The organism is Chryseobacterium joostei, from assembly GCF_003815775.1.
Classification (GTDB): Bacteria; Bacteroidota; Bacteroidia; order Flavobacteriales; family Weeksellaceae; genus Chryseobacterium; species Chryseobacterium joostei.
In genome coordinates this window covers 1,452,124-1,466,502 of sequence record NZ_CP033926.1, presented here as the reverse complement: position 1 = coordinate 1,466,502, position 14,379 = coordinate 1,452,124, and the positions used below count along the sequence as shown (strand labels likewise).

Genomic DNA, 14,379 nt, shown 5'->3' with positions numbered 1-14,379 from the left:
GGAATTCAGACTGTAAGATCCGGCCGTTTTTTTCTTAATATAATTTTTTGCGGGCGGGTAAGATGATTGTTGTTTCTAAAGGCAATAGAAAAAATAATGATCTGGTAAAACATAATCCCGTAATTACTTTCTCCAAAGATTCCAAATTCTGTGAAAGAATTAATGATAATGGGAATCAGAATCCCAATCAGCATAAGCTTAATTTCTTTTTGTTCGGATAAAATGGATTTTACGGTAAAAAATACCTGAAATAAAACAATCGTAAAACCAATAAATCCCAAATTCATCAGTACCTGCATAAAGGTATTGTGCGTCATTTTCCCAGGATAAGTATGTGCACTCTGGAAAAATTCTTTATAATCGATCCGCATAAAACCGAAGCCTAAAAGCGGTTCTCTCGGCAGGCCTTCTGTAATCAGAGCTTTCCAGAAAGGCAGTCTTCCTGTAAGGCTCATTACTTCTTCCAGACGGGATTGGTCTCCTCCTTTCAAAATGATACTGTATACCGCAAATGGTGCTACCGCAGCTACGACGGCTATAATGCCGAATTTAAGGGTTTTCCTTTTCGTTTGGTTCACATGAAAAAATATGATGAGTAATACCCCGATTAGCGAAGATCTTGAGCCAGTCATATATAATGCATACATGATGATAAGAATTTTGATGATGGTCCATACTTTATTTTTAAAGCGATACAGGTCAAAAATAAGACAGGCACATCCGACACCCGCTAGCATTCCCAATTCATTGGGATTCATTAAAGTTCCGCCAAGTCTTGCCTCCTCGCCGCCATCTGTGAGACGGAAAAAAACATCTGGAGCTACCCACATTCCAATAACAAAAACCAACTGAAGGATAAAAACCGTGTTTCCAAGCAAATGATAGAGCCTGATACTATGTCCTTCAAAATAGATATCCAGAATTTTAAGGCTTTTCACAAAAAAGTAGGCAAAAACAAAACTCTGGAAAGTCATAAACCATTGGAGAGCGCTAAAACCGGGGTTAGTACTCCACGAAAAGGAAATAAATCCCAACGTAAGATAACCCATATATAGAATAGGAGAGAAGATGTTTTTGTAAGCCAGCGAATTGATACTGCCATACCTGATTATTTTTTGGTAAATAAGTATAGACGAAAACATCACGCCCATTCTTCCCACTACTTTTATGGCTCTTGTAATCGCAACATTTTCACTCCAGGTAAAGAAGCAGGCAACCATTAATAAAAGAACAATAAAGAGTTGGTTGTTTATTGTTTTTAAAAATTTTTGATGAGAAATAGTAACAGTTTCCATAATCTATAAATCATAAAGTCCGGAATTCATTTCAGTGATGATATGTTGCCAATCGAAGGCTTTTTCAATCATTTTCAGAGCATTCTGAGAAGCTGTGTTGTATTGGTTTTTGTCTTTCCAGATGGCGTGTATATCCAACATTGCCCGAAGTAATAATTTCCGGTCAGGGTAAGGAATGGTAATACCCGCACCATATTCATCAATTAAATAACCGATATTGGTATTTTTGGTGACGATACAAGGTTTTCCGAAATTGGCAGCTTCTATTACCGAAACCGGGAGACCTTCGTTTCTGGAGGGATGCACAAAAACATCCATCTGATTCAGAAGAGAATTCTTTTCAGCTCCGAATTTACTTCCCAACAATTCTACCTTTTTCTCAAGCTGAAGATCTTTTATTTTTTGCTGAAGCTGATGTTTTTCATTGCTGTCTCCAATGATCCAAAGCTTTGCATCAGGAATTTCTTTGATAAAATCTGAAAAGCTGTCCATTAGAATATCCAGTCCTTTGGTGAAAATATCCAATCTTCCGATAAATCCGAATAGGAGAGTGCTGTCGTGTACTTTTTCAGGAAAGCTGTTTACTATTTTGTCAAATCCATAAGGTATAAGAACGGTTTTGTCTGTCGGAAATATAGCTTGGAGCCCTTCTATTTCGCTTTCACCGATGCAGTGTATTTTTGATGCATTTCCGATTACCTTCTTTTCACAAAACCTGAAATAGATTTTTTTCACCGATTTATTTTTGTTCATAGCAATCGTATTATAGGCACCGTGAGGCGTAATTATAAATCTGCATTGATGTTTTTTCAGGAATTTACTTAGAGAATAATATACCGGAATCCATCCTCCGTGAAGATGAAATATAGTATTCGGATTTGCATTCAGAATTTCTATTTTAAGATCCTGAGGTATAGAAAAAGGGTTCTTATTTTTTTGAAAAACTTTGGTTTTAAAATTTCTTTCCGGATAATTGATCTCGGTATTTTCAGCAATTCCCCACACTTCAACCTTCCCGGATTTTTCTGCCTGCTGAGCCGCCAGATTGTACACCACTTTATTGACGCCGTTCATTTTTTCTGGGTTGGCTTTCCCTAATATAATATGCACTATGCCCATACGGAAATATTTTTTTTGTTAAGAAGAATTTTCCAATACACAACCATTAAAACCTGATTGATCACAAGCCCTGAAACGGCTCCGTACAGTTCAAAATATTTTAAGAGGAAATGAAAGCTCAGAAGCGAGAACATAAATGAAATGCAATAACCGATAAAGAAAACTTTATTTTGTTCTAAAATTCTGATGGCGATTCGGGTAGGGTAGCCGTAAAGGATAACGATATACAAAACAGAGATTAACCTGATAACAAAACCATACTGATGATATTTCTGTCCTCCCAGAAAGGTAATAATAGGTTCTGAAAAGATAAAGAAACCGGCAATAAGAACTCCCAGTACTGCCATTCCTTTTGACATATTTTTTAGAAGTTCTTTTTTTTCCTGTCCTTTATTTTGATAATGTAGCAGGGCAGTTTTCGGAAGGTAATAGTTTTCAACAGTCTGCAGAATAATATTGATAATTCCAAAAAAAGACTGAACCAGCCTCAAAGCTCCCAACGCGTTGGTGCCAAGATAAATACCTGCGACGAGAGTGAAGAAATTATTTGAAAACCATTGTACAACAGAAGCACTCAAAAGCCATTTTCCCTCTTTAAAATGATAGCGGAAAAGTGAGTTGTTTTTCAAACTAAAATCCGAATTTTTTATAAAATAGATGATTCCCGGAATGGTTGCTATAAAATTAATTATACCTATTATATACAGACTTTTAAATAAACTGAGGCTTTCCTCAACCCAGATAAAAGGGAAGACAGCCAGAAAAATACAGTCAATAAAAAGTAAAATTTGAATATGGTCAAGCGTCAGTAAAATTTTTCTGACAAAATCCTGAAAAATATAGGCGGTTGTAAAAAGAATAACCGCGGATAAGTTTCTTTTAAAGAATTCTATTGCGGAAATAGGTAGAAATTTAGCCGCAAACAATAGCAAAGCAAAAATAAAAATCAACAGCAAAACAGCCTGAAAAACAAATCCCAGCGATTTTCGGCTGAATTCTTTTGCGGCTGAAATCTGAAACGGCTGTACAATAACTGCATTACAGATTCCAACAAGAAAATAAGTTACTAAAAGAACGCACGAAAAAAAACCAAAATCTGAAATGCTCAGTTTCCTGGCCAGCAAAAAAGTAAGCAGAAAATTGGATCCACTGAATATCAGCTGATCGGTGAAGACCAGAGATGATTGTTTGGACGCTATTTCTTTCAGCTTTTTCACAATTTATTTTTTTTGGATTAATTTTTTTATGGTGGTAAGAATGCTCGGATTGTACCCTTCTTTATTAAGGATGAACCATAGATGATCAAGCTTATATTCATCTTTTAGAAGTTCTACATTCATAATGCTCTTGGTGGCTGTTTTCCGGCTGTCTAAAAGGAAGAGATTCTGATCGGCAATTTTCAGAAAAAGCAGAGGCATTTTCCCTTGTCTTATGGCCTGATTATTAACAATACAGATGTCCATACTTTTTATTTTTTCAAGAATTATTTTGTGAATATCATTTGAGGTAAGTTTAAGATTTTCATCTCCGGAAAAATTGATATAATGTTCTGTCTGAATATCTTTCAAGGTATTGGCAACATCGACCACCAAAACTTTTTTTGACTGCATCTGCATTGCGTTGATGATATTTTTAGCGTGAAAGGTATGATGTTCGGGATTGTCATAAGAAGTAATGCAGATGATCTTTTTTTCCTTAATGATGCCTTTGAGCTCCATTTCAAGGATGTTTTCAAGAAAATAATAAGGTATTCTTTCTCTTTTTTTTATAAAGGGGGTCGTGAACGCGATAGGAATGGAACTGTTTTTCTCGATCGTATAGACATCGCTTACTTTTGCTTTTGCAAAATGAATGGCATAGATCAAAGCAATAGATCCTATCAGGCTCATTAGAACTGCCACAATGATAATGATGGAACGCATAGGAGATACAGGATGGGAAGAAACTTCTCCCCGTGTAATAATTTTGTGAAAAGAAATTTTCGCTGCTTTGGCAATTTCGGCGTCTATTCTTTTTTCATTAAGGAAATTGTAATTTTTTTCATAAAGATTAAACTCTCTGTTCATAATGTTGAGGAGTTTTTCCTTTTCCGGTAAGCCTACAAAAGACTGTTCGGCAATCCGAATGTCCTGATCAATATCATTATATTTGATCTGCAGGTTTTTTTGGGTATTCCTGATGCTTTCGGTTTGATAGTCTGTAAGATCTTTTATTTTAGTATCTATTATTTTCACTTTTTCGTGTTCCGGGGTGTAGGTGAGAAGAAGATCTTTTTTTTCTGCCTGTAATTGCTTGATGTTTTTCATCATTTCCGTAGAAAGAAGATCATTAAAAGCCTCAAAGTTGGTGGCAAGATCAAGATAATTGTCTTTACCCTGCGCAATGTATCCGTTTAGATCCTTTATGGCATCCAGGTTCATTTTCAGATTGCTTTTCTGGATTTTGAGCTGGGCTATTTTCCTAAGATCGGTCTCTGTTTCCTGTGGAATATTGATGATGTGTTCCTTGTTTTTGTAGTTTTCAATTTGGTTCTCTACATCAGAAAGTTTATGATTGGCCTGCCCAATCTCTCCTTTAAGGAAATCTACAGTGGTATTGGCAGCGCGGTATTTATTTTCAATATAATCCTGAATGTAGGTTTCAGCAAGGGTATTGACAATCAACGCGGCTTTTTCTGGTACATTGCTTTTAAAATTAATTCTGATCACCGGAACGTCTTTGTCCACAGAAACGATATCCAGATTTTTATTGATGTTGTCCAGAAGTTTTTCTCTGCTTAAAAATTCAATTTCATACTGATCGATGATTTTAACGTCTGGTTTAGACTTAATGTAGTTTTCATTAAGACTGATCAATATTTGCCCGTTAGTTATATGAAGAGGAGTTCCGAAATTTCCGTTTTTCGGTGTGACAGTACCAGGAACGGTAATGGAGTAGGTTTGTTTGGATAGGACGTTTAATAAAAATTTTTTATCCTTGTTTTTATCATTACTAAAAGTTGCCTCTATCTTAATAGGCGAATCGTTAAAAAGCTCAACCGACTGAACTTTCCCTTTTCTGTAAATTTCCGTGGACAAGGGAAGTTTTGAAAGTGTTTTCTCAATTAGTGAGGTTGATTTTAAAACTTCGATTTCCGTACTGATTTTGTTGGCAGAGGCAAATACATCAAAATCCTTGAAAAGATTGGCACTGGGAACGCCTTGCTGGGTATCGGCAAGCTTCAGTTTTGCTGTACTTTCATACATCGGTGTCACATAGTTGAGGTACTTTTTGGCAGCCAATACAGAAATTACCATTGCAAGAATTACAACAGGCAAACCTCTCAGCAAAGGTTTCAGAAATCTTATATTTTCGTTGTTCATAATCTTTTTTTTATAAAAGCCCAATGAGTATTCCTGCTGCAGAGGTAACTGTTGTAAAAGGAATAATCGTGGAAGCTCTTTTATCAAAGTCCTTGCTTTTCTTAGAGGGTACAATAACGTAATCTCCCGGATGGAGAATAATATTCTGATTGGGAACATCTTTCATTTTGGTAAGATCGATGTTGGTAACCCTTACGTTTTCGCCTTCCTGTCTTAAAATTTTCACTGATTTCAAGTTCGCATACATTTCAAAGCCTCCTGTTTTTGAGATAATCTCAAGTAATGTATTCTGATCCTTATCGACCTGAATCACTGCAGGATTTCGTACTTCACCCATCACGGCAATTTCTTTGTTAAGAACTTTCACATCAACAATAGGGTTCACAAGCCATTTTTTAAGTTTTGTTTTTATGTCTTCCTTCAGCTCGGGCAAAGATTTCCCGATTACAGAAGTTGTTCCTAATTTTGGAATTTCAATATTTCCGTTAATATCTACCAAAAGCCATTTTCCATAGACCTCATTAGAGTTATAAATTCCATATACGGATCCCACACTCAGATCATCCTGTCCCCAAACCGAAAGTGTTATTTTATCATCTTTACGGATTTTGTATTGGTAGTTCGGGTCAAAACTGAAATCCTGCATATTTCTGGATGCCTGATCTTCTTCCAAAACATTATACGTTTTACAGGAAAAAAGAAGAAGCATCAATAGGGATGATATGATGAGCTTTTTAGACATAGTTTTTTTAAAATAGAATTGAAAAGAATTTGCGGAAACCTTTTAATTTGTGTTGAGACATTTCTTCTTTTATTTTCAAGATCTTGTCTATTGTTTCTGTCATTTTTTCGCAGACATTCGCATCCTTTACCAGATAGTCAAATGCTCCGTATTTAAGTGCGTTTACAGCAGTGTCAATGTTTTCCTGTGCAGAGACCATGATCACATAAATGTTCGGGTCAAAACGTTTGATTTTCTTTAGAACCTCAAAGCCGTTCAGGTCTTCCATGTTGTGATCCAGAAAAATAACATCTGGTTTCTGATGAAGCTCATCCAGGCATTCTTCTCCACTGCTGAAGCAAATAATGTCTTCATAGCTATGATTTTTCAAATACTGTTCATATACACTTGCACAGAATCTGTCATCATCTACAATAAAAAACTTTAAATTTTGTTTATTTGTTTCCATTTTTCTAATTTGAAAACAATAAGTCTATTATTGTGCCTGTATTTAACTATCTGAAAATAAAGCGGTTAAATATTTTTCTTTTTCCAAAATATGGAATTGAGTCTTGATTTTGGATGGTTACTCTTTATTTAATCTCCTCTTTTAGCTGGATTATTACGGTAGTAAGAGTCTTTTTTATGTTTTCAAATAGAGTATACAGTTCAGGAAGATCTGTGTGCTGTCCTTTTGCTGATACTTCCAGCTGTTTTACGTCTTCTTTAATGGAATAGATACCTATGCCTTCTATACTGGGCTTGATCTTATGGATGAGCCTTGCTATTTCTGCATAGTCTTTCTCTTCAAATGCTTTTTCTACCAAAGGAATTGTTTCCTGGGTCTGCGAAATGAATATGGAAAGCATTTTCTGAATAAAATCCTCATCTCCTCTGCTGAGCATCTGTATATTTTTAAGATCATAAAGTGTTTTGCTCATATTGGATATCGTTGTGTTGGTTCTTCTTTGATTTTTGGTGTATTTGTGAATAATATTGAGCAGGTTCTCTTCAATAAACGGTTTGGTAATATAGTCATCCATTCCTGCACCGATACAATTGTCTATCTCGGTTTTGAAAGCGTTTGCGGTAAGGGCGATAATGGGTGTTTCGATTCCAAGTTCTTCCCGTATTATTTTGGTGGCTTCTATACCATCCATCTCAGGCATCTGAATATCCATCAGGATAATATCAAACTTTTCTTTTCTTAATAGATCTACTGCCATTCTGCCGTTGTCAGCTTTTGTAACGTTGCACTTAAAATATGTCAGTGAGTTTTCTGCAACCAGCTGGTTCAGTTCATTATCTTCAACTAGCAATACATGAATTCCCTGAATAGAAATTTTCTGTTTCTTTTGGGAAGATTTTAAAGGTGCTTCTTCATTTCCTTTGTCAACATTGAAAGTGATGGTGATAGCAGTTCCTTTATTTTTCTCACTATTCACTTCAATCTTTCCTTTCATTAATGAGACCAGCTCTTTGGTAATAGTCATTCCGAGACCTGTACCACCATATTTCCTGGAAATAGAGCTATCTTCCTGATTGAATTTTTTAAAGATACTGTTTACATACTCTTCACTCATTCCGATTCCGGTATCTGTAATGCGTATTGAAATAGTCTGATAACGGGAAAAGTCTTTAATAACATTACACTCTATCTTTATTTCACCTTTATCTGTAAATTTTAATGAATTGCCGATAATATTATACAGAATCTGTTCTATCTTTAAGGAGTCTCCTTTTTGAGCAGGGGCGAGGGACTTTGAAAAAACAGCGTATAGTTGTAATTTTTTTTGTTTTGCTTTAGGTTGTAGAATGGTAATAACATTTTCGATACTTTCTTGTAATGAAAAGCTTTTGCTTTCCAGAGACATTTCGCCGGATTCGATTTTGGAAATGTCAAGAATATTGTTAATAATTGATAACAAATGTTGTGAAGCATTATAACTGTTTTCTACAAACTGTTTTTGGGTGGCATTAAGGCTTATTCTTTTCAACTCTCGTAAAAAACCTATAATAGCATTAAGAGGTGTTCTTATCTCATGGCTCATATTAGCGAGGAAAACTTCCTTGGCTTTGGATGCCTCCAATGCTTTAGCTTTTTCCTGTTTTAGTTCTTCTTCCAGTTTTTTTTGGTCCGTAACATCAAGGTGGATTCCTATCGAACCAAGCTGATTACCGTTATCATCATAATTGGGCGCTCCGCTTATTGCCCACCATCTAATTTCTCCTCTCTTATTTTTTACAGGAAGCTGATATACGCTTGAAACTCCTTTTTTTCTTAATAGGATTTGCTCTTTTACAAACTCAAGATTATTTTCTCCGTATACAAATAGCTGTGAAGGACTTTTGCCAATTAACTCATCCGGATCATAGCCAGATACATCACAAAAACTTTGATTGGCATAGCGGATGGTTTCGTTGTTGTCTACTTCCAGCAAGCCCAAATTCATATTGGCAATGATGTTCCGGTATTTTTCCTCTTGTCTCTTGATGCGATCTTCCGCTCTTTTTCTTTCAGAAATATCTTTAATGAAGTAGCAGTAATATTTGTTATCATCCTGTTCTACGGCAATAACTGATATTTCTACCGTAAGTTCTTCTCCGTTTTTTTTGATAATGTTTCGTTCCACTTGTTTATTCAGCATTGATGTGTAGAGCGTTTTATCTGCTTTCGGAATAATTTTTTCAAGAATTTTTTTACCTTCTACTTCTTCTTTTGTCCAACCGAAGGTATTGACCGCACTTTTATTCCAAAAAGTGATTTGCCCCTTGTGGTTGGTAATGATGATGGCACTCATGGCAGAATCCATGATCATTCTGTTGCGTTCTTCACTTTGTTTGAGGAGGTTTTGGGTAACAACACGTTCCGTTACATCATTATACTTCCAAAGATGTCCTTTGTAGTGATCCTTAATGAAAATGGGAATATAATGTCTTTCTAAAAATTTTCCATTCCTGGTTTCCAGGAGTTCATTGGTTACGATTTTCTTTTCTTTAAGTATTTCATTAATTCTCTGGACAAAATAATCTTCATTCTTAAAAAGAGCTTTAGATTCTTCCGCAGAATTTGTACAATCTATTCCGATCATATCATCTGCGGAAATTGGAATATTAAACATTTTGCAAAACAAATCATTGGTAAATATAATTTGTCTGTTCTCATCTTCCATTAATATTCCGGACTGTAAATTCGCCAGTAATTTTTTCAGGATTTCTACTGTTCTGGAAAGATTTCTCTCAAGAACGAGGCGCTCACGTACATTGACAAGAACCTGAGTAAAAATGGTGAGAAGATTTTTCTCGGTATGTGATACTTTATGGTAATTCCTGACAAAATCAAAACCTACAAAGCCAAGACATTCATTTTGAAGCATGGCTGGTATTACAAGTAGACTTTTGATATCCTGCTCCTGTAAGAGGTTTTTAAGATTACTTTCTGGTAATTCCTGAACATCCGGATAATAAATGCTTTCTCCTTTTTGGTTGGCTTCCACCCATTCACTGATGATATCAAGTGGTACATTCTGCAAGTTGTCTATTTGAGGAGTTATTCCCTCATTGCAGTACTCATAAACATTGGAACAGGTGTTTTCTGCAAAATCATATCTGAAAATATAGCTTCTGTCTGCATTTACAAATTCTGACATCTCTTTAAGAGATTTATTCACGCTTTCAGATACCTCTTCTATAGGAATATTAATATACTCTGAAGATATATTCATCAACAGTTTCTGAAACTTTAGTTGCTTGTTAAGCTGTTCCTGCAAAAAAAACCTTTTTCTCAACTGTTCAGATACATAAGATGAAAGCTCTGTAAGATCTTCAGAATCCAGATATTCAATCGCAGGATCAAGAATCTTGATGGACTCATAAAGATTGGAGATCGACTTTTGCTTTAAAATATTTTCATTTTTAAGGTTGATATAGATTTCCCGATATTCTTCCTCACTTTGTTTAAAAGCATGATCCATAAGCTCTTTATCCCTTTCAAAAGATTGATAAGACTGATTCACAGCATTGATGAAATTTTTGAACTGCGGATGAGACTTACAGTCTTCTGTAAGATATTTGTTGATCTGTCTTTTTAATAGGTTGTGAATTTCCGTCTCCATTTTTATGCAGTTTCGTTAACGGTTGTAATAGTTATGGTCTGGTTGTGTAAGGCACAATCATCAAAGGGCTTCAGAGGGGATATCTCTCCATATGAATAGAAACCGGTAATGATGGTGTCAGGGCCAAAAACATCTCTTACCATTTCCACTTCTTCAGCAGTCCGGTCTCCTAAGACTAATTTTCTTCCTACACAGCTTACAATAATTCCCATTTTAGGTTTATTATGAATTATTTCAAGGCATTCACTGGCTGCATCATTGGCTGCATCAATCAACCGGTCCATGTTGGCCTTCATAAATCTTACTTTACTTCCTTCGGGAAGGTCGCCTGCAAAGACCATCATATTATCTTTCTCATTAATAGAAAGGATGGTACGTACAACAGAAGAGGAGGTATTGTCAGATTTAAGAGAAAGAGGGAAAAGAAGTGCTGAACCCGGAAGTTCTTCTGCATATTTTCCGAGATATTTTTTATAAAGATCAAGGGCATTTTTATGATCAATTTCATATAGGATGTTATGATGAGAACGGGTAACTGTTCTTTCTAATCCGAAGCTTTCCCAGCCTCCATATGATGCATGAGATAACTCTAGATTTTTCCCATAAAAACCAATCGCTACAATTTGATTGGAGGCTGGGATCTGGTTTAAGCCAACTGCTGTTTTTTCAAATTGGTCCCCGTCCCCAGCTAATCCTCCTGAAATTAACACATGATCAGGGCGTCCGGAGTTCAGTCCCTGAACTAGTTGACTGCCGTTGACGCGACTGCCGTCTGATAAAACAAATACCCATTTGAGGTTTTCTTTAGGAAGTTTTTCCATTAGGATTTTCCCGGCTTCGTAGCTGCTAGGAAAGTCTTCTATATTAATCTGTGAAGTTTTAATATAAGATGTTGAGAAACTGATAATGGTAACGGTTACCGTATTATCATATACTTCATTACAGAAAATTTCTCCGGACGATGATGATAAGGTAATCTCTGCATGGGGAAACTTTTCTTTGAGCTGAAAGAAAAAATGATTGTCTTCAATAAGATTTCTAGCTCCATATCCTAGGACGAGCTGAGCTTTCTGATAGTCAAGATTTTCATCATTTCTTTCATATCTGAATTCTCCGTTTATAAAAAGTAATTTGGCAACTTTCATCTAGTTGTTATTTAGTTTTTTAGTTTCAGCATGACTAATCAGGTTGTAAATTGTTGATTTGCCTATATCCAGAACCTTTGCTGTTTTAATCACGTCATTATTATTTTTTTTCAGAAAGTGTAGGATGATATCTGTAGTATATTGTTTTAATGTTTTTTGCCCGTCGAGAAAAGACTCTGAATCTTTTTCAAGGGTATAAAAACTAATATCATCTGCCATTATCTCAGAATGGTCAGACATTACACATGCCAGATCAACGATAGATTTCAATTCTCTTACATTTCCGGGGAAATTATAAGCGAGAAGTTTTTTTTTAGCTTCAGCAGATAACCCTAAAGGTTTGATTTTATTTTCCTTTGAAAATAAGTCTATAAAATGCCTGGCAAGAATTAAAGTATCCTGTTCTCTTTCACGTAAGGGTGGTAGTTCAATAGGGAGGCCTATAATTCTGTAATACAGATCCTCCCGGAAAGTGCCCTTTTTTACTTCCTGGGCGAGATTTTTGTGGGTTGCTGTAATTACTCTTACATCCAGCTTTATTTTCTGGTTTCCGCCTACTCTTGTAATTTCCCTTTCCTGTAGAGCCCGGAGCAGTTTACTTTGGATATTGAGATCAAGCTCTGCGATCTCATCCAAAAAAATGGTTCCTCCATTAGCCTGCTCAAACTTTCCGGAGGCTCTTTCCGCTGCTCCCGTAAATGCCCCTTTTTCATGACCGAAAAATTCGCTTTCTACAAGTTCTTTAGGAATAGCAGCCATATTCACCGCTATAAAAGGCTTGTTTTTTCTGGGTGAATTATAATGAATGGCTTTCGCGACCACTTCTTTTCCTGTACCCGTTTCCCCGGTAATTGAAACATTAATACTGGATTTTAGCGCTTTATTTATTTTTGAAAATATACCTTTTATAGATTCGCTTTGTCCAATGATGGTGTTCTCAAAAGTGTATTTTTTTTCAAGTTCATCTTTCAGGTCTTCTACCTCCTGTTTCAGCGAAATATTTTCTTTCAGCCTGATAATAGAGCTCCACAGAAGCTCTTTTGTATGCTCATTTTTTACGATATAATCTTTTGCTCCCTGTTTGAGAAAATTGATGGCTACCTCTATGTTTTCCTGTCCGCTGATAACGATAATGGGAAGATCAGGATACAGGTTTTTGATCTGTTTAAAAAGCTCATCACCTTGAATATCCGGAAGTCCAAAATCAATACAGATAATATCCGGGTTCATAAAAAGATTAGCAAGGCAATCTTTTGCGGTATCGAAAAGGAAAACTTCATAATCCGGATTGAGCTGGAGATGATGCTTCAGCATTTCTCCAAAAAAGCGGTCATCATCTATTATGAAAATTTTACACATTGTGATCGGGTTTGCAGGTTATTAATTTTACACTAAAATAATGATTTTTCATCAACTTATGAATTATTATTTACTTGTTTTAGATGATTGGTGTATTTTATTTACCTGTATTTAACAAATTGTAAATATGACGGGATTTATCAAAGCCAGATATCTGGTAATTATTATTTTATCAGATATCTTTTTTTAGATGAAGCTTTTTCTAATGTAATTTGGAAACTATATATTTAAATGTATCGAATCAAAAAAAACAGTAATATTTGTTTTATAGTCAATCTGGTTGATTGGTATAAGAAGTAGAATTAACAAATTTGTAAAATATAATTGGGTACATTCAGGTATATAATGCCATAATTTTTTCTATATTTAGAAGAAGTATATATTTTAGTAATGTTTAGTAAAATGGTTTGTATTTCTATTTTGCATTCTGATGCATACCTATAAATATTAATATAAAAAAGACAATGCCAATAAACCCAATACCTCCGGATGGAGGCATGTTATATAAAGAAACAGATATGGCTCAGTTTTTCCCTGAGCCATTAAATGCAATAACTGCTGTGTTATTTTTAAGCTTGGCCATTTTCTGGACCATTAAAATGAAAGGTAATTTTAAAGAATATCCCTTTTTAACATACTGCTTAATTTTATTATATATTGGTGCCATTGGGGGAACTATTTACCATTCATTCAGACAATGGCCGGTATTTATTATGATGGATTGGATGCCCATTATGTTGCTCTGTTTATCTGCCGGATTTTATTTTTTAGCTCAGAGTATCAGATGGTACTATGCTGTTGTAATGGTTCTCGTATATATAGTACTTATATTGGCGTTGAGAAGTTGGATTTTGGTAGATAACACTTCTCTTTTTATCAATGTAAATTACGCAATCATGGCCTCATTTGTGCTTTTTTCAGTATTAAGTTATTTAATCTACACCCAATGGAAAGCAGGCAAATGGGTAGGCTTTGCTTTATTGTCGTTTGTTTTTGCACTTACCTTTCGTATCGCTGACAAATGGGAATGGTTGAGTTTCGGAACCCATTTTTTATGGCATACCTTTGGAGCGGTGGCAACATTTTGCATGTTTAATTATATCTATCTTACAAGGAATACAATTAGAACAACATAAGTAGTTTTAATTTTCTTTGAAAACTCTGATTCATACATGAAGTCTGTTTAAGCTTAGCCACAAAAGTCACAAAAGTTTTTATTTTTTTAAACACTTTAGTACACTTTAGAAAGTGTAAGGAAATACC

Annotated in this window: 10 protein-coding genes; 1 reads left to right on the top strand and 9 read right to left on the bottom strand. The window is 35.2% G+C overall.

Going from position 1 to position 14,379, the window contains the following annotated elements; genetic code table 11:
* Positions 1–5 precede the first annotated feature (5 nt).
* From EG359_RS06780 to EG359_RS06740, 9 genes are all read right to left on the bottom strand, one after another.
* Positions 6–1,295, bottom strand: coding sequence for an O-antigen ligase family protein (locus EG359_RS06780; RefSeq protein ID WP_076352118.1), 1,290 nt, complete (start codon positions 1,293–1,295; stop codon positions 6–8).
* Between the two features lie 3 nt (positions 1,296–1,298).
* The gene (locus EG359_RS06775) at positions 1,299–2,414 is read right to left on the bottom strand and encodes a glycosyltransferase family 4 protein (protein WP_076352117.1); all 1,116 of its coding nucleotides are present in this window, start codon (positions 2,412–2,414) and stop codon (positions 1,299–1,301) included.
* Positions 2,405–3,631 carry a lipopolysaccharide biosynthesis protein gene (locus EG359_RS06770; RefSeq protein ID WP_076352116.1) on the bottom strand — a complete coding sequence of 409 codons (1,227 nt, stop codon included), beginning with the start codon at positions 3,629–3,631 and terminating at the stop codon, positions 2,405–2,407. Before EG359_RS06770 ends, EG359_RS06775 begins: the two co-directional genes overlap by 10 nt.
* Before the next feature lie 3 nt (positions 3,632–3,634).
* The gene (locus EG359_RS06765; protein ID WP_164463046.1) at positions 3,635–5,776 is read right to left on the bottom strand and encodes a GumC family protein; all 2,142 of its coding nucleotides are present in this window, start codon (positions 5,774–5,776) and stop codon (positions 3,635–3,637) included.
* 10 nt (positions 5,777–5,786) lie between these two features.
* Positions 5,787–6,518 carry a polysaccharide biosynthesis/export family protein gene (locus EG359_RS06760; protein ID WP_076352114.1) on the bottom strand — a complete coding sequence of 244 codons (732 nt, stop codon included), beginning with the start codon at positions 6,516–6,518 and terminating at the stop codon, positions 5,787–5,789.
* Positions 6,519–6,525: 7 nt separating this feature from the next.
* Positions 6,526–6,966, bottom strand: a complete 441-nt coding sequence (locus EG359_RS06755) for a response regulator (protein WP_076352113.1) — start codon at positions 6,964–6,966, stop codon at positions 6,526–6,528.
* Between the two features lie 124 nt (positions 6,967–7,090).
* Entirely contained in the window at positions 7,091–10,612 is a 3,522-nt protein-coding gene (locus EG359_RS06750) for a PAS domain S-box protein (RefSeq protein WP_076352112.1), read from the bottom strand.
* Between the two features lie 2 nt (positions 10,613–10,614).
* The gene (locus EG359_RS06745; RefSeq protein WP_076352111.1) at positions 10,615–11,757 is read right to left on the bottom strand and encodes an FIST signal transduction protein; all 1,143 of its coding nucleotides are present in this window, start codon (positions 11,755–11,757) and stop codon (positions 10,615–10,617) included.
* Positions 11,758–13,116 carry a sigma-54-dependent transcriptional regulator gene (locus EG359_RS06740; RefSeq protein WP_076352110.1) on the bottom strand — a complete coding sequence of 453 codons (1,359 nt, stop codon included), beginning with the start codon at positions 13,114–13,116 and terminating at the stop codon, positions 11,758–11,760.
* Positions 13,117–13,580: 464 nt separating this feature from the next.
* Here EG359_RS06740 and EG359_RS06735 point away from each other — a divergent pair, with 464 nt between their 5' ends.
* Positions 13,581–14,252, top strand: a complete 672-nt coding sequence (locus EG359_RS06735; RefSeq protein ID WP_076352109.1) for a hypothetical protein — start codon at positions 13,581–13,583, stop codon at positions 14,250–14,252.
* Positions 14,253–14,379: the final 127 nt, after the last annotated feature.

Coding starts and splice junctions, on each gene's coding strand:
- EG359_RS06775 (WP_076352117.1), bottom strand. CDS start 2,414: ATGGGCATAGTGCATATTATATTAGGGAAAGCCAACCCAGAAAAAATG.
- EG359_RS06735 (WP_076352109.1), top strand. CDS start 13,581: ATGCCAATAAACCCAATACCTCCGGATGGAGGCATGTTATATAAAGAA.
- EG359_RS06750 (WP_076352112.1), bottom strand. CDS start 10,612: ATGGAGACGGAAATTCACAACCTATTAAAAAGACAGATCAACAAATAT.
- EG359_RS06780 (WP_076352118.1), bottom strand. CDS start 1,295: ATGGAAACTGTTACTATTTCTCATCAAAAATTTTTAAAAACAATAAAC.
- EG359_RS06755 (WP_076352113.1), bottom strand. CDS start 6,966: ATGGAAACAAATAAACAAAATTTAAAGTTTTTTATTGTAGATGATGAC.
- EG359_RS06745 (WP_076352111.1), bottom strand. CDS start 11,757: ATGAAAGTTGCCAAATTACTTTTTATAAACGGAGAATTCAGATATGAA.
- EG359_RS06740 (WP_076352110.1), bottom strand. CDS start 13,116: ATGTGTAAAATTTTCATAATAGATGATGACCGCTTTTTTGGAGAAATG.
- EG359_RS06760 (WP_076352114.1), bottom strand. CDS start 6,518: ATGTCTAAAAAGCTCATCATATCATCCCTATTGATGCTTCTTCTTTTT.
- EG359_RS06765 (WP_164463046.1), bottom strand. CDS start 5,776: ATGAACAACGAAAATATAAGATTTCTGAAACCTTTGCTGAGAGGTTTG.